We start from the raw sequence: 19,370 nt of genomic DNA, 5'->3' as shown, positions 1-19,370 counted from the left end.
TGGTCTCGTGCCTGTCTCGAGTCAGCCCAGCGCCTTGACAATCTCCGCGGCCAGCGGCGCCGACGATGCGGGATTCTGGCCGGTGTAGAAATTGCGATCGATCTCGATATGCGGTGCCCACGGCTCGCCCTCGCGGAAATCGACGCCGAGCTCGACCAGCCGATCCTGCAGCAGCCACTTGGCCTTATCGGCGAATCCGGCTTGTGCCTCTTCGGCATTGGTGAATCCGGTGACCTGGTAACCGACGAACGGGGAATCGCCGCCGATGGCGGTCGCGAGCAGCGCGGCGGGCGCGTGGCAGACGACGCCGAGCGGTTTGCCCGAGGCCAGCGCGGCATTGAGCAGGGCGCCGGAGTCGGCATTCACCGACAGATCTTCCATCGGTCCGTGTCCGCCGGGGTAGTAGACGGCGTCGTAGTCGGCCAGGTCGACATTCTCGAGCCAGATCGGGGTGCGCAGTTCTGCCGCATCGGCCAGGGTCTCGGCGATCTCCGCGGCACCGTCGGCACCGCCGTTGACCTCGGGTGCGAGACTGCCCTGGTCGACCGTGGGTACGACGCCGCCGGGAGTGGCCACCACAATCTCATGACCCGCCGCCTTGATGGCCTTGTACGGAGCCACGACCTCTTCGGCCCAGTAGCCGGTCGGATGTTTCGTGCCATCGGCGAGCGTCCAGTAGTCGACGCCGGTCATGACGAAAAGAACCTTCGACATCGTGTGCCTCCTGATCGGGGATTAGGGTCGACGCGCTGACGCATGCGGCGTGTCAGTCCGTCGCGATGTCGACGTTAGGCACCCGTTCATCGAAGCGCCAATAGGATCGCCAATAAGAGACATCGGAATATTGATGGGTCTCCGGTTCCGGGTGCGGGCGCCGTCCGGATCGTAAAGTAGGGGACGATGAACGCGGATAAGGCGAGCGAGCTGGCGGCTCGGCGGGTCGGCACCGCGCATGCCGACGCGCAGCACCGCGTCGCGCTCGCCGAGAGCTTCTATCCGCCGGAACTCCGCGCCTACCGTCGGGCCGAAATCGCTTTTCTGCAATGGGAACTCGCTCGCGGTGTGCTGCACGCCGATACCGGCAGCCCGTGGTGGCGGGCCATCAACGACCGCTTACTGCACGACAAACTGGAGGCCGCGCTGCTGCATCACGCCGATGCCCGGGACGCGTCGACGCCCGGTGCCCGGCTGTGGCTCGAGTTCCTCATCGCCCCTTCGCCCGCGGCGTGGTACCGGGCGCACAATCGCAGCATCGTCGCCGGTTATCTGGAACATCAGGAGTTGGCCGCGGCCGAATTGCCCGCCGAGCGGTTGATGATCAATGTGACGCTCATGCGGGTGCTGTTCACCCACGTCCTGGTGGCGCGGCCGACGCTGGCGCTGGGCCGGTTCGGGGCCCTCGGCGGCTGGTCGGCCGATCCGCGCCGCAGCTCGGTTCGGCTGTTCCTCGACCTGCGGAATGTTTTTCCCGAGGTGTATCCGCTGGCGAATATGTCCGTCGATGCGGTGCTCGCGCTCGAGGGGCGCGTGGCGCGGGCGCTCGATTACGGTCTGATCGTGCCCAAGTTGGAGCAGATTTATGCGTTCGCCGCGGAGCAATTGGATGAACCGACGATCGTCGGGCTCGTCGAGAACGGCGATCCGTGCTATGCGGGATTGCGCATCGAACGTGGGCAAATGGCATCGGATGCTTTGATCCGAACACTCGCGCGCGTCACTCGGCCGCGGTTCGGGTAGCCGTCGTTCATCCGTGAGCGACTCAATAGTCCCCGCGCACAAGGTTTTTCGGCGACTCACCAGCCGCGAATCGGACGATCTCCGCAGCGACAACAGCATAGGCTCGTTCGAGACTGCCTCGGCTACTTCCCGCGACATGAGGTGTCAGCAACAGACCAGGCGCTGTCCAGAGCGGATGCTCGGGCGGAAGGGGCTCCGGGTCGGTGACATCAAGGGCTGCGCGCAATCGCCCCGAAACCAGTTCGGCCAGTAGCGCTTCGGTCCGCACGATCGGTCCGCGCGCGACATTCACCAGCACCGCGCCGTCGGCCATCTCGGCCAGGAATTCGGCATCGACCATGCCGATGGTCTGATCGGTCACCGGAACCATCAGCACGACGACGTCGAATTCGCTCAGCAGCCGCGGCAATTCGTCGACACCGTGCACGCCGTCGCGGGCGGTCGTGCCGACCAGCGTCAAAGTCGCGTCGAAAGCTTCTACCCTGCGGCGCAATTCGATACCGAGATCACCCGCGCCGATGCCGAGGATCCGCTTACCCGCCAACGTATCCGTCCGATGCTGATACCAGCGCTGCTCGCGCCGCAAATCGGCGAACTCCGTCAGCTCGCGATAAATCGTGAGCAGCGCCGCGACCACCCACTCCGCGGAACTGCCGCCGTGCGCACCCCGTGCATTCGACAGCACCACCCCATCGGGCAGCCGACCGATCCACCGTTCGGCGCCGGCCGTCAGCATCTGCACCAACCGCAACTTCGGCAACCCGGCCATATCGATCGAATCGGGCCGAGCCAGAAACGCCGGAACCAGCACCTCCGCCAACTCCGCCTCCGCGGGCAGCGGTTCGCCGGGCGAATACCGCACCGGGCGAATCCCATCGAGCCGGGCCAATACCCCGACTCCATAATCATCTGGCACAAGGACAGTGACCGGCATGTCTGCCAGGTTAGCCGCGTCCGCCGCCGAATTGCATCCGATCATCGGACCATTCACCGTGGCCGCCGCCGCCGAAGCGCGCCAACGCCTCGAGTATCGCGTTGCGCATGGCCGGGCTGCCGGTATGGCCGGAATCCTCGATGACCCGCAGTTCCGCACTGGGCCAGGCCTGCGCCAATTGCCAAGCGGTGTAGAGGGGGCCGGACAGATCGAGAGGTCCCTGGATCAGCACCGCCGGAATTCCCACGAGCTTGTGTGCCTCACGCAGCAGGACACCATCGTCGAGCCATACGGCTCGATATCCGGGAACGGTTGTGGCGCTTCGGTACTCGACGCTGATGGGCGCATCGGAACAGTGTGCGCTATGCCAACTGTTCGGCGGAGTTGGAGATCGACGCCGTGACGCGTTCGCGGGTGCGCAGGGAAGCCCAGAGGGCGGCGGTGGCGGCGGTGCAGGCTGCGGCGCCGCCGACGTGGGTGGCGACCAGGGCGGCGGGCACGTCGGTGAAGTACTGGACGACGCCGACGAGAGACTGGGCGCAGACCAGGCCGAGCAGGACGAACAGCCGGGTGCGGACGGCGGGGGTGATACCGACGGCGAAGAGGCCGAAGGCCAACCCGATGAGCAGTGCGAGATAGCCGACGAGCAGTTGCGAGTGCAGATGCACCAACGTGACGATCTCGACCTGTAGGCGTTCGACCGGTCGCTCGATGCTCTTATCGCCCGCATGCGGTCCGGCCCCGGTGACCAGCGTGCCCGCGATGAGGACCCCGGCGAGCGCGACCCCGCTCAGCCCGGTGAGCCAGCGCAGCGGCGCGGGCGCCTGGATTACTTCGATGCCGTCATCGGGTTCGCTGACCTTTGCGAACATGACCACCGCGACCCACACCATCAGCATCGACGCCAGCAGATGCACCGACACCGTCCACCACAGCAGACCGGTGCGCACGGTGATACCGCCGATGACCGCCTGCAGCACTGTGCCGCCCGGCATCAACCACGCGTACACCAGCACCTCGCGCCGGCGACGGGCGCGGGTGACGGCGAGCACGATGAGCGCCGCGCACAGCGTCACCGCGAAGGTCAGCATGCGGTTGCTGAATTCGACCGTCTGATGCAGCACCGGAACCTCGGCCACACCGGTCGGGGTGAAGCTGCCCGGGAAGCACTGCGGCCAGGTCGGGCACCCGAGTCCGGACGCCGTGACCCGCACGATCGCACCGGTGACGGCGATACCCGCCTGGGAGACGATGACCGCGATGGCGATCAGTCGCTGCACCCGCAACGAGGGCAGCGGGAGCAGATCGACGAGTCGCAGGAATGCGCGATACAGCACCCAACGATCGTAGCCGGGCCACTTCGGCCACCCGCACCCGGTCTACTACATCCCGTCGTTGCCCCGACTAGTCGAAGCGGAAGAAACGGATGGCGAGGAAGCCGGAGACGCCGCCCCAAGCGGCGAGGACGGCGATGCCGAACCAGTCGATGCTGGTGCGCATGGCGTCTTCCAGCGTGACGGCCAGCGCCCCGGACGGCACCAACCGTACGAGCACATTCACCGCCGAAGGTAGATCGTCGGATGCGAACACGATGCTCGATATACCGAGCATGACGAACCACAAAATATTCGCCAGCGCCAGCACGATTTCCGCCTTGAGGGTGCCGCCGAGCAGCAGACCCATTGCCGCGAAAGTGGCTGTGCCGAGCGCGATCACCAGCGCGCCGAGCGCGAGCCCGGCGAGTTGCGGTCGCCAGCCGAGCGCGAATCCGATGGCCCCCAACAGAATTGCCTGCATCACCACCACGATCAGCACCGCGGCGCTCTTGCCCGCCACGATGCCCCAGCGGGGGAGTGGGGTAGCGCCGAGGCGTTTCAGCGCACCGTAGCGCCGGTCGAATCCGACCGCGATGGCCTGTCCGGTGAAGGCGGTCGACATGACCGCGACCATCATGACCGCGGGCACGATCTTGTCGACCCGGTCCTCGCCGAGGTCTCCGAACGGCAACAGGCTGAGCCCGACCAGCAGCGTGATCGGAATGAACATGGTGAGCAGCAACTGTTCGCCGTTGCGCAGCAACAGGATCAGCTCGAGCCGGGTCTGCGCAGTCATCATGGCGAGGCGGCTGCTCGGGCGCGGATCGGGCGTGAAAGTGCCCGGCGCGAAGCGGTTCCCGGCGAGATTTGGCTGATTCATCCGCGTAGGTCCCGTCCGGTGAGTTCCAGGAAGACGTCCTCGAGGCGACGCTGATCGATCCGGATATCGGTGGCCAGCACATTCTGCTGCGCACACCATGCGGTCACCGTTGCCAGTACCTGCGGATCGATCTCACCCTCGACCAGATATTGACCGGGCATTGTCTCGCGCGGCGAGAAGCCTTCCGGTAGAGCGGTTTTCAACAGTCGCAGATCGAGTTTCGGCGGGGCGGTGAAGCGCAGCTGCCCGGCCGCGCCGTGTGCGGTGACCTCGGCGGGTGTTCCGGAGACGACGATCTGTCCGTGATCGATGATCACCAGTTGGTCGGCCAGTTGCTCGGCCTCGTCCATCATGTGCGTGGTGAGCAGCACGGTGACCCCGTCACGGCGCAGCGCGTCGATCAACTCCCACACGATCAGCCGGGCCTGCGCGTCCAAGCCCGCGGTCGGTTCGTCGAGGAAGACGATCTCCGGCTTCCCGGCCAGCGCGCAGGCCAGGGCGAGCCGCTGCTGCTGGCCGCCGGACAGCCGTCGGTACGGAGTGCGCCGGTTGTCCTGCAGGCCAAGGGTTTTCAGCAACCACTCGGGATCGAGCGGGTCAGCCGAGTAGGCGGCTACCAGATCGAGCATCTCGCCCGCGCGCGCACCCGGGTACGCGCCACCGCCCTGCAGCATGACGCCGATGCGCGGCCGCAGCCGGTCGGAGTCGGCGATCGGATCGAGTCCGAGCACCCGGACCGAACCGGCATCCGGAGTTTTGAACCCCTCGCACATTTCGACCGTCGTGGTCTTGCCCGCGCCGTTCGGGCCGAGCAGGGCCAGCACCTGTGCCTGTTCGACCGCGAAGCTGATCCCGGCGACGGCGGCGGTTTCGCCGTAATGCTTGACGACGCCGTCGATACAGACGGCGGGTTCCGAGGCTGCGCTCACCATCGCGCCTCGGTGCTCGGCTCCGTCGCGTCCAAGGGTGCTGTGCCCATTGTTCGCTCGCTTCGCTCCCTCACGGTGTCACACGGTAAGCCGTCGACGGATGTGACCCGGACGACACCCCTGCCTCGTCAACTCCGCGGTCCGGAAGAACCGGCCGCGGTGGGCGCGGTGTCGGCGCCGAGTTGGTGTAGCCGCCACGGCAGCGACTTGCGGGTGGCGAGGATCATCAGCGTGCAGGTGAGGATGGTGATGCAGGCCGCATAGATAAGGACGAAAGGCTGGATTTCGCTGCCGGAGGGCATGAGCATGACGCTGATCGCCGCCGAGGCAATCGTGGCCGGGACCCGGAAGGCGGGTCGGCTGGCCCACGCCGCGAGCGGGACGATGCCCCAGAGCAGATACCAAGGCTGCACCACCGGAAACAGCAGGACGACCGCGCCGAAGGCGACGCCGAGCGCACCGACCGGATGCAGCCGCCCGCGCCAGGTGGCCACCATCAGCCGCACCACGATCAGCGAGGCCGCGACCGCCGCGATCGGCCGGGTGATGCTCAACAGGGCAGTGGTGTGGTCGCCCAATCCCAGTAGAACGCCGCCGAATCCGGTGACGACCCCGAGCGCGGTGGGCAGCGACATCCAGCTGCGTACCGAGTTGGCCATGGTCAGGGTGTCTATCCAGCCGAAACCGAGACCGCTGCCCAGGCATACCGCGAGCATGACGGTGCCGGTGACGCAACCGAGGAATAGCGCGGATCTGAGCACGGCACGCCAATCGCCGCCCCATTTTCGGCTCAATGCCATCCACACGAATGCCAGTGCCAGCATCGATGGAATCTTGACCATGGCGGACAGTGCGATCAGCGTGGTACCCGATAAGAGCAGCACGAGTGCGTGTCCGCGCGTCGGTCCGATATTGCTCAGGGCCGCCAGACAATATTCCAACCCGACCAGCATCAGGCCGAGCATCATGGCCTCGTTGTGCACACCGGATACCAGGTGGAATATCACCAGTGGGTTCACGGCGCCGAGCCACAATGCGGCTACCGGCGATACTCGACAGCGCTGGGCCAGTCGCGGCAGCGCCCAAACGATGCAGGCCACCCCGAGCAACGCCAGCATTCGGTGCAGCAGCACTCCGGCGAGCATATTGTCGCCGACGATTTCGGCGATGCCCTTGCCCAGCCAAATCGAGAGAGGCCCGTATGGCGCGGGCGAATTCTGCCAGATATTGGGGACGCTGCGCGTCAGAATATGGTCCTGGCCGAGTCCCTGTACCGGGCCGACGTCGTAGGGATCGAGTCCGCTCGCCGCGATCTCACCCTGGGCCAGATAGGAGTAGACATCCTGGCTGAACATCGGCGGTGCGACCGACAGCGGGATGATCCACAGCAGCAGTGTGCGGTCGAGTTGTGATCGGCTGATGCGGCGAATGCGGTTGGACTGCAAGCCGAGTGCGAATCGGCCGAGCAGCAGCCAGGCCAGCATGACGATGACCGTGCCGACCATGGTCGTCGCCAGTCCCGAATTGTGCACCCGCGCGGGCAGTCCGAGAATCGCCTTGCCGTAGGTCGGATTCTGGAGCGTGGGCTGGGCGCCGAGGCCGAGCGCGCCGATGGCCATCATCACCGCACCCGTCGCGCCCAACAGGCGGACGCGGCGCAGCTGTGCGGTCTCCTGCGGGTTGAGTTCGGCGGCTTCGGGTTCGTTGATGTGCAGGGTGTCGCCGACGGTGTGGTCGGGCGCGACATCCAGACCGATGATCCGACGCCCCAGCGCAACGGCGGTGCTGATGGGCGCGGTCCGACGCAGGCGAATCAGGGTGGTCGACCGGCTGCGTTCGACACCTGGTTCGCCGTGTTCGCCTGACATCACGCGGTCAGCGTAGCCGATACCACCGGGGTGTCCGGTGCCCCGCGGAACCGACCGCTGGGCACGTTCGGACCAGGCACAGGCGCGACCGCGGAAGTTCGAACCGGGCCCGCTGTCAGGTGTCGATGAAGCTGGTCACGGTGCGCTGACGGATTTTCGGCACCGAGGTGTGGCCTAAATCGCACTCGTAATTTCGTCGGGTGCTCGGGCCGGTCGTCGCGCGAGACCCGCAGGTAACGAACGTGTCGCGTCCCAACGCGGCCGGAAAAGCGCTCCCGTGCAGGTCATCGGCCCGTTCAGCTCAGGGCACCCTTATTGGATTCCGGGAACGAATTCCGTCACACTGGTGTTGTGAAAACCGTGGGTTTGCCGCACGACGAGGATCGAGGGGCCGGTCGCCGTACCGGTGCCGGGTCCGTTGCTGCGCCCGCGCCCCTGGTCACGGGCGGTGAAGGACATACTCGCGCCGCCGTGGTCCAGCTGCTGCTCGAAGAGGGCCCGATCACCGCGACCGCGATCGGCACCAAGCTCGGCCTGACGCCGGCCGGTGTCCGTCGGCACCTGGACGCGCTGATCGAATCCGGTCAGGCGCGGGCCAGCCGCTCGGCGCCGTGGCAGCAGAAGGGCCGCGGCCGCCCCGCCAAGCAATATCAGCTGACGGCCGTCGGCCGGGGACGGCTCGGCCACGCCTACGACGATCTGGCCGGCGCGGCCATTCGCCAGCTGGGTGAGGTCGGCGGCGAGCAGGCCATTGCCGATTTCGCGCGCAAGCGGGCGAGGACCATCGTCGAGGGCATCGAACCGGTCACCGAACACACCCCCGAGACCACCACCGCCAAGGCGGACGAGATCGCCGAGGCTTTCACCGACGCCGGATTCGCCGCGTCCACCCGCAAGGTCGGGGCGGGCGTGCAGATCTGCCAGCACCACTGCCCGGTGGCCCACGTCGCCGAGGAATTCCCGCAGTTGTGCGAGGCCGAACTCGAGGCTTTCCGGGACCTGCTCGGAACCCACGTGCAGCGACTTGCGACGATCGCCAACGGCGACTGCGCGTGCACTACCCATGTGCCGCTGTTCGTTCTCCCTATCACCGATAACGCTTCCCATAAAACCGCTGCACAGCCCGCAGCGGTACGTACGAACGACTCCGGAAGGAGTGCCGAATGACGACGACCACCGACCAGGTGCAACCGCTCACCCAGGAAGAAACCATTGCTTCGCTGGGCAAATACGGTTACGGCTGGGCCGATTCGGATGTGGCCGGTGCCAGTGCACAACGAGGCCTGTCCGAGGCTGTCGTCCGCGACATCTCGGCCAAGAAGAACGAGACCGAGTGGATGCTCGAGCACCGGCTCAAGGCCCTGCGCATCTTCGATCGCAAGCCGATGCCCAACTGGGGCTCCAACCTCGACGGCATCGACTTCGACAACATCAAATACTTCGTGCGCTCGACCGAGAAGCAGGCCGAGAGCTGGGAAGATCTGCCCGAGGACATCAAGAACACCTACGACAAGCTCGGCATCCCCGAGGCGGAGAAGCAGCGCCTCGTTTCCGGTGTCGCCGCGCAGTACGAGTCCGAGGTCGTCTACCACCAGATCCGTGAGGACCTCGAGCAGCAGGGCGTTATCTTCCTCGACACCGATACGGCGTTGAGGGAGCACCCGGAGATCTTCCATCAGTACTTCGGCTCCGTGATCCCGGCCGGTGACAACAAGTTCTCCGCGCTGAACACTGCCGTGTGGTCGGGTGGTTCGTTCATCTATGTGCCGCCGGGCGTGCATGTCGACATTCCGCTGCAGGCCTACTTTCGGATCAACACCGAGAATATGGGCCAGTTCGAGCGGACCCTGATCATCGTCGACGAGGGCGCCTACGTGCACTACGTCGAGGGCTGCACCGCGCCGATCTACAAGTCCGATTCGCTGCACTCGGCGGTGGTCGAGATCATCGTGAAGAAGGGCGGCCGCTGCCGCTACACCACCATCCAGAACTGGTCGAACAACGTCTACAACCTGGTCACCAAGCGTGCCAAGGCCGAGGCCGGCGCGACCATGGAGTGGATCGACGGCAATATCGGCTCCAAGGTCACCATGAAGTACCCGGCGGTCTGGATGACCGGCGAGTACGCCAAGGGCGAGGTCCTCTCGGTCGCGTTCGCCGGCGAGGGCCAGCACCAGGACACCGGCGCGAAGATGCTGCACCTGGCGCCGCACACCTCCTCGACCATCGTGTCGAAGTCGGTGGCGCGCGGTGGCGGCCGGGCCTCCTACCGCGGTCTGGTCCAGGTCAACAAGGGCGCACACGGTTCCAAGTCGACCGTGAAATGTGATGCGCTGCTCGTCGATACGATCAGCCGCTCCGACACCTACCCCTACGTCGACATCCGCGAGGACGACGTGACCATGGGCCACGAGGCCACGGTCTCGAAGGTATCGGAAGACCAGTTGTTCTACCTGATGAGCCGCGGCATGACCGAGGACGAGGCGATGGCGATGGTGGTGCGCGGCTTCGTCGAGCCCATCGCCAAGGAACTGCCGATGGAATACGCATTGGAACTGAACCGGCTCATCGAGCTGCAGATGGAAGGGGCCGTCGGCTGATGGCGACTGGTGTCATTGGAGCGATTGAAGGCGAAAACCCTTCGGTCAAGCCGATTCAGAACCCGGGCGCCGGGGCCGCGGTCAACAAGGGCGAGGTGTTCTCCTCGTTCGATGTGAACGCCTTCGAGGTGCCCTCGGGCCGCGATGAGGTGTGGCGGTTCACCCCGCTGCGCCGCCTGCGCGGCCTGCACGACGGCACCGCAGTGTGCGACGGTAAGGCCACGGTCGAGGTCGGTTCGGTCGACGGTGTGCACGTGGAGACCGTGGCGCGCACCGACTCTCGCCTCGGTTCGGCCGGCGTGCCGTCGGATCGTGTTGCGGCCCAGGCCTACTCGGGTTTCGAATCGGCCACGGTCGTATCGGTCGGTGCCGAGACCGAGGTCGCCGAACCGGTCGTCATCACGGTGACCGGTCCGGGTGAGGGCAAGACCGCCTACGGCCACCTGCAGATCCGGCTCGGTAACTTCGCCGTCGCCACCGTGGTCATCGACCAGCGGGGCAGCGGAACCTACGCCGAGAACGTGGAATTCGTGCTCGGTGACAGCGCGAAGCTGACGGTCGTCGCGGTGCAGGACTGGGCTGACGACGCCGTCAACGTGACCGCGCACCACGCGAAGCTGGGTCGCGACACCACGCTGCGGCACATCGCCGTGACGCTCGGCGGCGACCTGGTGCGCTTGACCGGCACCGTCCGCTACGACGGTCCGGGTGGCGACGCCGAACTGCTCGGCCTCTATTTCGCCGACGCGGGTCAGCACTTCGAGCAACGCCTGCTGGTCGATCACGCGGTGCCGAACTGCAAGTCGAGGGTGCTGTACAAGGGTGCGCTGCAAGGTGATCCGCATTCGCCCAAGGGCGATGCCCGCACGGTATGGGTTGGCGACGTGCTCATCCGCGCCGCCGCCGAAGGCACCGATACCTTCGAGGTGAACCGCAACCTGGTCCTGACCGACGGCGCCCGCGCCGATTCGGTGCCGAACCTGGAGATCGAGACCGGTGAGATCGCCGGCGCCGGCCACGCCAGCGCCACCGGCCGTTTCGACGACGAGCAGCTGTTCTACCTGCGCGCCCGCGGTATTCCGGAGGATGCGGCGCGACGCCTCGTGGTGCGCGGCTTCTTCCACGAGATCATCCAGAAGATCGCCGTCCACGAGATCCGGGAGCGGCTGGAGTCGGCCGTCGAGGCCGAACTCGCCGCGATCGGCGTCTGACCGCCGCCAGCGATTGCTTGCAGGTCGGTCGAAACAACACAGCCATATACCCCCACGAAGGAATCCACATCGATGACCACCCTGGAAATCAAGGACCTGCACGTCGAGGTCGCCAACCCGGACGAGTCCGGTGCGCCCATCAAGATCCTCAAGGGCGTGAACCTCACCATCAAATCCGGTGAGACGCACGCGATCATGGGCCCGAACGGTTCCGGCAAGTCGACGCTGTCCTACGCGATCGCCGGGCACCCGAAGTACACGGTGACCTCCGGTTCGATCACCCTCGACGGCGAGGATGTGCTCGCGATGTCGGTCGACGAGCGGGCGCGCGCGGGTCTGTTCCTCGCCATGCAGTACCCGGTCGAGGTCCCCGGTGTCTCGATGTCGAACTTCCTGCGCACCGCCGCTACCGCGGTCCGCGGCGAGGCCCCCAAGCTGCGCACCTGGGTCAAGGAGGTGAAGGAGTCGATGAACGAGCTGGAAATCGACGCCGCCTTCGCCGATCGCAGCGTGAACGAGGGTTTCTCCGGTGGTGAGAAGAAGCGCCACGAGATCCTGCAGCTGGGTCTGCTCGAGCCGAAGATCGCCATCCTGGACGAGACCGACTCCGGCTTGGACGTCGACGCGCTGCGCATCGTCTCCGAGGGCGTCAACCGCTACAAGGAGCGCGAGAACGGCGGCATCCTGCTGATCACGCACTACACCCGCATCCTGCGCTACATCGAGCCCGAATTCGTGCACGTCTTCGTCGGCGGTCGTATCGTCGCCGAGGGCGGCGCCGAGCTGGCCGAAGAACTCGATGCCAATGGCTACGTCCGCTTCACGCACGGCTCACCCGCCCCGTCGGCTGCGCCGACTGCCGTCCCCCAGTCCGCTACCGCTGGAGCCTGATATGACCGCCACGGTCCGCACCCTCGATGTCGCCCGGATCCGGGCCGACTTCCCGATCCTGAGCCGCACGGTTCGGGACGGGAAGCCGTTGGTGTACCTGGACTCCGGCGCGACCTCGCAACGTCCCCTCGCCGTGCTCGACGCGGAACGTGAATTCCTCACCGAGCGCAATTCGGCCGTGCACCGCGGTGCGCACCAGCTGGCCGAGGAGGCCACCGACGCGTACGAAGGCGCGCGGGCCGATATCGGCCGGTTCGTCGGCGTGGACGCGGACGAGATCGTATTCACCAAGAATGCGACGGAATCGCTGAATCTGGTGACGTACGCGTTCGCCGATGACCGCTTCCCGTACCACGTCGGTCCGGGCGACGAGATCGTCATCACCGAGCTCGAGCATCACGCGAATCTCGTGCCCTGGCAGGAGCTCGCCCGCCGGACCGGTGCGACCCTGAAGTGGTACGGCATCACCCACGACGGCCGGATCGACCTCGATTCGCTCGAATTGTCTTCCGACACCAAGGTTGTCGCGTTCACACATCAGTCGAATGTGACCGGTGCGGTCAGCGACGTCGCCGAATTGGTCCGCCGGGCAAAGGAAGTCGGCGCGCTCACCGTGCTGGATGCCTGCCAGTCGGTGCCGCATATGGCGGTGAACTTCCGTGAGCTGGGCGTCGACTTCGCCGCGTTCTCCGGGCACAAGATGCTCGGCCCGTCCGGTGTCGGGGTGCTCTACGGGCGGCGTGCGCTGCTCGAGGAGACCCCGCCGTTCATCACCGGCGGCTCGATGATCGAGACCGTCACCATGGAGGGCAGCACCTACGCGCCGCCGCCGCAGCGGTTCGAGGCCGGTGTGCCGATGACCTCGCAGGTGGTCGGATTGGGCGCGGCCGTGCGGTATCTCGAACAGATCGGCATGGATGCCGTTGCGGCGCATGAGCACACGCTCACCGGTGCCGCGCTGGAGGGACTCGCGGCGATCGCGGGTGTGCGGATCATCGGACCGAACGAGAATATCGATCGCGGCGGCGCGGTGTCGTTCGTGGTCGAGGGCATCCACGCCCATGACGTCGGGCAGATTCTCGACGATGAGGGCGTCGCCGTGCGAGTCGGTCACCACTGCGCCTGGCCGCTGATGCGTCGTCTCGGCGTGCCGGCCACCGCCCGTGCGTCCTTCGCGGTTTACAACACCCTCGATGAGATAGACCAGCTGGTAGCCGCCGTGCGGAAGGCCCAGAGCTTCTTCGGAGTTGCATAAGACATGCGCATGGAGCAGATGTACCAGGAAGTGATCCTGGATCACTACAAGCACCCGCATCACCGCGGGCTGCGGGAGCCGTTCGGTGCCGAGGTGCACCACGTCAACCCGACCTGCGGTGACGAGGTGACGTTGCGCGTCCAGCTCGACGACAACGGTGATGTCGCCGATGTGTCCTACGACGGTCAGGGCTGTTCGATCAGCCAGGCCGCCACCTCGATCCTCACCGATCAGGTGATCGGGCTGCCGGTGCAGCAGGCGCTGAAGGTCGTCGACTCGTACAACGAGATGATCTCCAGCCGCGGCACCGTCGAGGGCGACGAGGACATGATCGGCGACGGTATCGCGCTGAGCGGAGTGTCCAAGTACCCGGCACGGGTCAAATGCGCACTGCTGGGCTGGCTGGCGTTCAAGGATGCGGTGATCCGGATATCCTCCGCGGAAGAGGCCAAGCGGACCATGGGCAGCGACATCTCCACGAATGGAAAACGGCATGAGTGAGACACCAGTCACCGAAACGACCGAGCAGGTCGAACTTTCGGCCGAGGACATCAAGCAGCTCGAGGACATCGAGGAGGCGATGCGCGACGTCGTCGACCCCGAACTCGGCATCAATGTCGTCGACCTCGGCCTGGTCTACGGCTTGAGCGTCGACCAGGACAATATCGCCACCCTCGATATGACCCTCACCTCGGCGGCCTGCCCGCTGACCGACGTCATCGAGGACCAATCCCGCAACGCCCTGGTCCGCTCCGGCTTGGTCGAAGACCTCAAGATCAACTGGGTCTGGATGCCCCCGTGGGGCCCCGACAAGATCACCGAAGACGGCCGCGAACAACTCCGCGCCCTCGGTTTCACCGTCTAGCACCACGAATCCGGCCGCGCCCGAACCCATTCGCAGCGACCCCGACCATCGGTCGGGGTCGCTGTGTTTCGCGCCCCGTCGTCACATTTCACGGCCGGGGGTGGTCATAGCGATGGCGGGCAGATGTCCGTCGCCGCCGCATCGCGGTGGATGACCTGCGGAAGAGGGAACATGTCGCAACGCTTGCGGTCGGAGCGGATACGTACCGGGCTCTATTGGTTTCTCGGATTCGAGTTCTTCGTCGGCTTCGCAACCAAGTTCTGGCCCGGGTCTACTTTTTTCGGGCCCGCCTATTCGGAGAAGTTCGCGGAGTGGGGATTTCATCCGAACATGCGGTTCGTGGTCGGTGGGCTGGAGTTGATCGCCGCCGTGCTGCTGGTGCTTCCGCGCCGGGAGAGCAGATTCCTGGGCGCGGCCATGTTGGTGCTGGTGCTGACCGGGGCGGTGACCACACACCTCATCGATGACGCGCCGTTCTGGCAGGGCACGTCGGCGCCGATTCATCTGGTGATCATGATGGTTGTCGCGCTGGCGAATTGGCCGGTGGACTGGCGAGATGTGGTGCCGCCTTGGGGCTCGTCGGCGTTGGCGGCACGAGGAGCCGTGGCGCTGGGGGATCGCTGACCGACGGGTTGTCCAGCTCTGGTGATACAAAGATTTGGACAATTCGGATCGGAACGGTCAGGATTCGATCCGCAGCTATTTTCGGAACTGGGGAGCGCAACACATGTCACTATCGTCCAAGGCTGCCATGGGTCTGGTGGCCGCGTCCGCGGGTGCGTTCGTCGCCGCCGGTGCCGGTACCGCACAGGCGGACGATGGCCTCTACGGCTCATTGGCGATTTCGGTCTCGTCGCGCGGCGACGCGACTCTCGGATGGGCGTACAACTACTCGAACTGGGCGGATTCGGACCGCGCGGCGGTGCAGCAGTGCGGACTGTCCAGCTGCCATGTCATCGTGCAGTTCGCCAATGCGTGTGCCGCGGTGGCCCGCAATGGCGACGATCACCTGGGCTGGGCGTGGGCGCCGACACGGGCCGAGGCCGAGCAGCAGGCGATCGCCAATGCGGGGCCGACCGCACCGCCGCCGCTGCTGAACTTCGGCAGTTCGGCGCCGCGCGAACCGCGCATCGTCGATTCGCAGTGCACCGCGAACGCGGGCTGAACGGAAAACCGAGTGCGCTCTCGACACGATCGGCGTCGAGAGCGCACCTGGTTGCGGCCGCGCCGAGGATCAGCGGCGCAGTACCTTTCGGGCAATGGTATTGACCAGTAACTGAATCCCCTGCACGCCGACGATAATGATCAATGTCGCGACCAGGGTGACCTGCCAGTCGAAGCGCTGATCGGAGAAACGTAGCGCGCTAACTCCCGGTTTCAGCCGTCGGGTTAGCGCATCGTCGCGCGACCTATTGGGCCCGGGTTCGAACATGATGGCGATAGTTGGCGAGTCGCGGTATGACTGTCAATGTGTCCGTGGCACTTCGCGGCAACTCGAATGTCATGTCCCAGTGCGCATTTCACCTCATCTGGTGCCTAGGGTACCGGCGCGGTGTCTCGGTGGACACATGGGGGAGCGAGGAGATGAGCGAATGATGCGGCGGATCTGCACGCCGCACTTGCCGAGCCGGAGACCGAATTCCGCAGGTGGGTGGCGCTTACTCCGAAATGCGTTCGGTGCTCGCCGCGGCGAAGGCCCGTGCGGCTTCGCGGGTGGCATCGGTATTGGGTTGCAGGGCACGGGAACCGGCGAGTTTCGTGCGCAGGTGTTCGGCGACGGTGATCGGGGCGTATTTACTTCCCGCGCCGAGGCAGGAGGGGAGTGTTTCGATGACGGCGTCCGGATTGCCGTCGTGGAAAAAGGCTGCGCTGCGACGTCTTTGGATGGTTCCGTCGGTGATCGGCGGCGTGACGCGGTGCAGGGTGGACAGCCAGCGTTCGTTGGTCCAGCGCGCCATCACGTCGCCGAGATTGACCAGTAGGGCGTTGTCGGCGGGTTGTACATCGTGCCAACGGTTATCGGCGCCGACGACCTGGAGACCGGGGACCTGGTCCGCCCACAAGACGGTGACGATGCCGTAGTCGGTGTGTTCGCCCATCCCGGTGAGTTCGTCGTCGAGATCCACGGTGCCCGACGGCAGCGCGTAGTTGTTCATCCGCAGGACGTCGAGGGAATGGTCGGTGAACCTGGTGAAGTAGCCCGGTGGCAGTTCGAGGGCGTCGGCGAAAATGGTGGTGAGGGTTCGCGCGATCCGCGCGGCGTGTGCGAAATAGGTCTTCACGGGGGCGCGGAAGCCGGGAACCTCTGTCGGCCACAGATTTTCGGCGTAGTCGTCGGCAGACAACTCGACCTCCGGATAGGCGGCCGCGGAGATGCCCACATTGAATGCCTCGAAGTAATCGTTCATGCGGGTGGCGTACGCGCCGCCGAGGCTCAGGCTGAGGCTCTCGCTCTTGGGCGGTGAATAGCCGCGATTGATTTCGGGCGGGGTGCGATAGCCCTGTTTGGTCACGGGTTCGAGGTCGAAGAAGCTGTCGAGTGCGGCCGCGAAGTCGTCGAGCACCGGCTGCGGGATGGCGTGGCCGGTGATCTGCATGAAGCCGACCGTGCTCGCGGCGGCGTCGATCGCGCGGGCAACAGTCCGGCGTTCGGCTGCGGAACCATCGCCGACATATGACGAGATATCGATGACCGGCACTTGGAATTCCACGGCAGTGTCCTTCCCTCGACAACACCTTGATGATAGGCGACAGCAATGAATCCGCATCGAGCCCGGTCAGCGCATCGGTGAGTGGTTCGAATCGACCGGTGTGAGCAGCCTCCATCTCATCTCCGAGGCGCTCCAGGTGGAGGTTGCCGGTCATCGCCCATCCGCCCTGATTGCGCTGGTGCGATTCGGCAGCGCGGGCGGCCCGCAGCGGCGATGATTTCCGGGTGGACGACATCACGTATCGGGACACCCGGCTCGCACTGCACGCGGTGGGGGAGTTGTTGATCGCGGGCCCACAATATCGGCGCTTCGGGACCATCCGGCTACGGGTGGTGCACGGTGGTTTCGGCGGTGCGCAGTGGCCGGTCTCTGTGGTCGGCACCGATCTGGTGTGGCCGGAGGGCCGGGTCGCGCTCGCGGGCACCTTCGACAAGGTCGCCGCCGCCGCGGGCTTCGAACCCGAGGCACCGGCCAATGTCTACGCCGATACCACCGGAGTCGACCCCGGCGACCAGCTCGCTGTCGATGCGGAGGCGGCGGGGCTCATCGCGGACTGGTTCGCGCTCGGGGATTCGACACTGCGCTGCACAGCGCCCGATGTCATCCCGGTGCTGTGGCCGGAGCATTTCGATCTCTCCAGCACCGTCAATGAAGTCAATTACGGTGTGTCACCGGGTGATTCGGCGCATCCGGGTCCGTACGCCTATGTCGGCCCGTGGACGCCGCGCACCGGCGAATTCTGGAACGCCTCGTTCGGCGCGCTGCGCTCGCGCGAGGAGGTGAACAACGCCGCCGCCCTGCTCGATTTCTTCGAAGAAGGCAAAGCGCGGGCCGCCGAGTCCTGACGCTCACCTTGCGAGTGAGTGCAGGTAGGCGCTGGTGGTTTGATCGGCAGGAAAGTAGGACTCGATGGCGATCTCGTCGAGGGTCACGTCGAAGGCCGCGCCGAACCGCATGATCGTATTGAACAGCGACAGCTGCGTGCCGCGGTGGTCGAGATGGATGGGCAGTGCGACCTCGGACGGATCTACCTGCGGGAAAACGCCTTCCGACGCGAAAGCGCTCAATTCCGTGTGTAGCGCGGCCAATTCGGGATCGCCGGATAGCGCCGCCTGCCGGGCGAGCCGAGGCAGCAGGAACCCGCGCACCTGCTCGATATTCCGCACGCGCGGCGCGAACCCCTTGGGATGCAGACCGATTCGCATCATGTTTATCGGCGGCTCCAACAGCTCCGCGGCCACACCCTCGAAGAACATCTCAGCCGCCGTGTTGGCGAGCAACAGATTCCACTGCCGATCGATGGCCAGCGCGGGAAACGGTTCGTGGGCATCGAGTACGCGCCGGACCGCGGCGCGCGCCTGCGCAAGATCCGGATCGTCGAGTGCGCGATGCCGGTACGTCGGCGCATATCCGGCCGCGACCAGCAGCCGATTGCGTTCGCGCAACGGGATGCCCAGATGTTCGGCGAACCGCTCGACCATCGCCGGGCTGGGAATGGTGCGCCCGGTCTCCACGAAACTCACATGCCGCGTGGAGATGCCCGACTGCACGGACAATTCGAGCTGGCTGAGTCGGCGCCGCAGCCGCCACTCGCGCAGCAGCGCTCCGACGGGGCGTTCGGTATCCACCCGGCCAGTATCACCACATCACGCGAGCAGTCGCCATTACATGCCTGGTAATCGACAGGCTTACCGTGCGCTTGCGATGGTTACCGCCATGACGAACAACCTGGCAACCCGCAATAGGGATCTCTTACTGCACGGCCTCGCCGAGTTCAGTGCGGGCAATATCGAGATACTGCGAGACCTGTTGCACGAGAACTTCATCGAGCACAGTCCGGGCAATCCGTCCGGCCGTGACGCCTTCATCGAATTCATCGCGAACGCGCCGGTGGCCGCGGCCCGACTGGAGATCAAACGGGTCATCACCGATGACGAATATGCGGTCGTGCACTACCACATGATCGCGCCCGACGATGCCAACGGTGTGGCGGTGGTGGATATCTGGCGGCTGGTCGACGGCGTGATCACAGAGCACTGGGATGTCGTACAACCGGTGCCCGACGCCGACCAGCTCCCGCACGGCATGTTCTGATCCGGGCTAGCGGGCGCCGCGCCCCTCACCGGCCAGTCGGCCGCGGCGGATCAGCGCCCGCTCGGTGCCCGGCGGCACC

Annotated in this window: 22 protein-coding genes; 12 read left to right on the top strand and 10 right to left on the bottom strand. The window is 65.8% G+C overall.

The genetic code is table 11. The features are described from left to right. Positions 1-21: 21 nt before the first annotated feature. On the bottom strand, positions 22-714 hold the full coding sequence (locus ACZ60G_RS06895; protein WP_465807956.1) for a type 1 glutamine amidotransferase domain-containing protein: 693 nt from the start codon (positions 712-714) through the stop codon (positions 22-24). 186 nt (positions 715-900) lie between these two features. Here ACZ60G_RS06895 and ACZ60G_RS06890 point away from each other — a divergent pair, with 186 nt between their 5' ends. Next, positions 901-1,737, top strand: a complete 837-nt coding sequence (locus ACZ60G_RS06890; protein ID WP_465807955.1) for a hypothetical protein — start codon at positions 901-903, stop codon at positions 1,735-1,737. Positions 1,738-1,759: 22 nt separating this feature from the next. Here the strand turns inward: ACZ60G_RS06890 and ACZ60G_RS06885 are convergent, their stop codons facing one another. The 6 genes from ACZ60G_RS06885 to mptB form a co-directional block, all read right to left on the bottom strand. Beyond that, positions 1,760-2,671 carry an NAD(P)-dependent oxidoreductase gene (locus ACZ60G_RS06885; protein WP_465807954.1) on the bottom strand — a complete coding sequence of 304 codons (912 nt, stop codon included), beginning with the start codon at positions 2,669-2,671 and terminating at the stop codon, positions 1,760-1,762. 10 nt (positions 2,672-2,681) lie between these two features. Next, positions 2,682-2,918: an alpha/beta fold hydrolase gene (locus ACZ60G_RS06880; protein ID WP_465807953.1), complete on the bottom strand. Its 237-nt coding sequence runs from the start codon at positions 2,916-2,918 to the stop codon at positions 2,682-2,684. Positions 2,919-3,033: 115 nt separating this feature from the next. Beyond that, the gene (locus ACZ60G_RS06875; RefSeq protein WP_063043257.1) at positions 3,034-4,008 is read right to left on the bottom strand and encodes a COX15/CtaA family protein; all 975 of its coding nucleotides are present in this window, start codon (positions 4,006-4,008) and stop codon (positions 3,034-3,036) included. A gap of 67 nt (positions 4,009-4,075) precedes the next feature. Continuing rightward, positions 4,076-4,867 carry an ABC transporter permease gene (locus tag ACZ60G_RS06870; RefSeq protein ID WP_465807952.1) on the bottom strand — a complete coding sequence of 264 codons (792 nt, stop codon included), beginning with the start codon at positions 4,865-4,867 and terminating at the stop codon, positions 4,076-4,078. Continuing rightward, entirely contained in the window at positions 4,864-5,799 is a 936-nt protein-coding gene (locus ACZ60G_RS06865) for an ABC transporter ATP-binding protein (RefSeq protein ID WP_465807951.1), read from the bottom strand. Before ACZ60G_RS06865 ends, ACZ60G_RS06870 begins: the two co-directional genes overlap by 4 nt. Before the next feature lie 125 nt (positions 5,800-5,924). Then, positions 5,925-7,664, bottom strand: a complete 1,740-nt coding sequence (mptB, locus tag ACZ60G_RS06860) for a polyprenol phosphomannose-dependent alpha 1,6 mannosyltransferase MptB (RefSeq protein ID WP_465808383.1) — start codon at positions 7,662-7,664, stop codon at positions 5,925-5,927. 351 nt (positions 7,665-8,015) lie between these two features. Here mptB and ACZ60G_RS06855 point away from each other — a divergent pair, with 351 nt between their 5' ends. The 9 genes from ACZ60G_RS06855 (at position 8,016) to ACZ60G_RS06815 (ending at position 15,651) form a co-directional block, all read left to right on the top strand. Continuing rightward, positions 8,016-8,831, top strand: coding sequence for a helix-turn-helix transcriptional regulator (locus ACZ60G_RS06855; RefSeq protein ID WP_465807950.1), 816 nt, complete (start codon positions 8,016-8,018; stop codon positions 8,829-8,831). Continuing rightward, a complete protein-coding gene (sufB, locus tag ACZ60G_RS06850; protein WP_465807948.1) occupies positions 8,828-10,264 on the top strand; it encodes a Fe-S cluster assembly protein SufB in 1,437 nt (478 codons plus the stop codon). Before ACZ60G_RS06855 ends, sufB begins: the two co-directional genes overlap by 4 nt. Beyond that, positions 10,264-11,475, top strand: a complete 1,212-nt coding sequence (gene sufD, locus ACZ60G_RS06845; RefSeq protein WP_465807946.1) for a Fe-S cluster assembly protein SufD — start codon at positions 10,264-10,266, stop codon at positions 11,473-11,475. The genes sufB and sufD overlap by 1 nt, the downstream gene beginning before the upstream one ends. A 72-nt stretch (positions 11,476-11,547) precedes the next feature. Next, positions 11,548-12,366, top strand: coding sequence for a Fe-S cluster assembly ATPase SufC (sufC, locus tag ACZ60G_RS06840; RefSeq protein WP_465807944.1), 819 nt, complete (start codon positions 11,548-11,550; stop codon positions 12,364-12,366). A 1-nt stretch (position 12,367) separates the two neighbouring features. Continuing rightward, positions 12,368-13,621: a cysteine desulfurase gene (locus ACZ60G_RS06835; protein WP_465807942.1), complete on the top strand. Its 1,254-nt coding sequence runs from the start codon at positions 12,368-12,370 to the stop codon at positions 13,619-13,621. A 3-nt stretch (positions 13,622-13,624) separates the two neighbouring features. Then, positions 13,625-14,122 carry a Fe-S cluster assembly sulfur transfer protein SufU gene (gene sufU, locus ACZ60G_RS06830; RefSeq protein ID WP_465807940.1) on the top strand — a complete coding sequence of 166 codons (498 nt, stop codon included), beginning with the start codon at positions 13,625-13,627 and terminating at the stop codon, positions 14,120-14,122. Then, positions 14,115-14,486, top strand: coding sequence for a metal-sulfur cluster assembly factor (locus ACZ60G_RS06825; RefSeq protein ID WP_433597717.1), 372 nt, complete (start codon positions 14,115-14,117; stop codon positions 14,484-14,486). Before sufU ends, ACZ60G_RS06825 begins: the two co-directional genes overlap by 8 nt. A 171-nt stretch (positions 14,487-14,657) precedes the next feature. Further along, positions 14,658-15,110 (top strand): DoxX family protein, encoded by a 453-nt coding sequence (locus tag ACZ60G_RS06820; RefSeq protein ID WP_465807937.1) that lies wholly within the window; start codon positions 14,658-14,660, stop codon positions 15,108-15,110. 103 nt (positions 15,111-15,213) lie between these two features. Next, positions 15,214-15,651 (top strand): DUF4189 domain-containing protein, encoded by a 438-nt coding sequence (locus tag ACZ60G_RS06815; RefSeq protein WP_084508735.1) that lies wholly within the window; start codon positions 15,214-15,216, stop codon positions 15,649-15,651. 69 nt (positions 15,652-15,720) lie between these two features. On the opposite strand, the gene ACZ60G_RS06810 is transcribed toward ACZ60G_RS06815, so the two are convergent. Together ACZ60G_RS06810 and ACZ60G_RS06805 are read right to left on the bottom strand one after the other, a co-directional pair. Continuing rightward, positions 15,721-15,918, bottom strand: a complete 198-nt coding sequence (locus ACZ60G_RS06810; protein WP_465807935.1) for a hypothetical protein — start codon at positions 15,916-15,918, stop codon at positions 15,721-15,723. Positions 15,919-16,144: 226 nt separating this feature from the next. Then, positions 16,145-17,197 carry an isopenicillin N synthase family dioxygenase gene (locus ACZ60G_RS06805; protein ID WP_465807933.1) on the bottom strand — a complete coding sequence of 351 codons (1,053 nt, stop codon included), beginning with the start codon at positions 17,195-17,197 and terminating at the stop codon, positions 16,145-16,147. Positions 17,198-17,421: 224 nt separating this feature from the next. Between ACZ60G_RS06805 and ACZ60G_RS06800 the strand changes: the two genes are divergently transcribed. Next, complete coding sequence (locus ACZ60G_RS06800) at positions 17,422-18,042, top strand: hypothetical protein (protein WP_465807931.1); 621 nt, start codon at positions 17,422-17,424, stop codon at positions 18,040-18,042. A 3-nt stretch (positions 18,043-18,045) separates the two neighbouring features. On the opposite strand, the gene ACZ60G_RS06795 is transcribed toward ACZ60G_RS06800, so the two are convergent. Next, the gene (locus ACZ60G_RS06795; RefSeq protein WP_465807929.1) at positions 18,046-18,825 is read right to left on the bottom strand and encodes an MmyB family transcriptional regulator; all 780 of its coding nucleotides are present in this window, start codon (positions 18,823-18,825) and stop codon (positions 18,046-18,048) included. 88 nt (positions 18,826-18,913) lie between these two features. Here ACZ60G_RS06795 and ACZ60G_RS06790 point away from each other — a divergent pair, with 88 nt between their 5' ends. Further along, a complete protein-coding gene (locus ACZ60G_RS06790; protein WP_465807927.1) occupies positions 18,914-19,291 on the top strand; it encodes a nuclear transport factor 2 family protein in 378 nt (125 codons plus the stop codon). Positions 19,292-19,370: the final 79 nt, after the last annotated feature.

This window comes from Nocardia sp. NPDC102475 (assembly GCF_055584605.1).
Note: the sequence above shows the minus strand (reverse complement) of the source record. Positions and strands in the feature narration are given on the sequence as shown.

Coding starts and splice junctions, on each gene's coding strand:
- ACZ60G_RS06895 (WP_465807956.1), bottom strand. CDS start 714: ATGTCGAAGGTTCTTTTCGTCATGACCGGCGTCGACTACTGGACGCTC.
- ACZ60G_RS06890 (WP_465807955.1), top strand. CDS start 901: ATGAACGCGGATAAGGCGAGCGAGCTGGCGGCTCGGCGGGTCGGCACC.
- ACZ60G_RS06885 (WP_465807954.1), bottom strand. CDS start 2,671: ATGCCGGTCACTGTCCTTGTGCCAGATGATTATGGAGTCGGGGTATTG.
- ACZ60G_RS06870 (WP_465807952.1), bottom strand. CDS start 4,867: ATGAATCAGCCAAATCTCGCCGGGAACCGCTTCGCGCCGGGCACTTTC.
- ACZ60G_RS06865 (WP_465807951.1), bottom strand. CDS start 5,799: ATGGTGAGCGCAGCCTCGGAACCCGCCGTCTGTATCGACGGCGTCGTC.
- mptB (WP_465808383.1), bottom strand. CDS start 7,664: ATGTCAGGCGAACACGGCGAACCAGGTGTCGAACGCAGCCGGTCGACC.
- sufB (WP_465807948.1), top strand. CDS start 8,828: ATGACGACGACCACCGACCAGGTGCAACCGCTCACCCAGGAAGAAACC.
- sufD (WP_465807946.1), top strand. CDS start 10,264: ATGGCGACTGGTGTCATTGGAGCGATTGAAGGCGAAAACCCTTCGGTC.
- sufC (WP_465807944.1), top strand. CDS start 11,548: ATGACCACCCTGGAAATCAAGGACCTGCACGTCGAGGTCGCCAACCCG.
- ACZ60G_RS06835 (WP_465807942.1), top strand. CDS start 12,368: ATGACCGCCACGGTCCGCACCCTCGATGTCGCCCGGATCCGGGCCGAC.
- sufU (WP_465807940.1), top strand. CDS start 13,625: ATGCGCATGGAGCAGATGTACCAGGAAGTGATCCTGGATCACTACAAG.
- ACZ60G_RS06825 (WP_433597717.1), top strand. CDS start 14,115: ATGAGTGAGACACCAGTCACCGAAACGACCGAGCAGGTCGAACTTTCG.
- ACZ60G_RS06820 (WP_465807937.1), top strand. CDS start 14,658: ATGTCGCAACGCTTGCGGTCGGAGCGGATACGTACCGGGCTCTATTGG.
- ACZ60G_RS06815 (WP_084508735.1), top strand. CDS start 15,214: ATGTCACTATCGTCCAAGGCTGCCATGGGTCTGGTGGCCGCGTCCGCG.
- ACZ60G_RS06810 (WP_465807935.1), bottom strand. CDS start 15,918: ATGTTCGAACCCGGGCCCAATAGGTCGCGCGACGATGCGCTAACCCGA.
- ACZ60G_RS06790 (WP_465807927.1), top strand. CDS start 18,914: ATGACGAACAACCTGGCAACCCGCAATAGGGATCTCTTACTGCACGGC.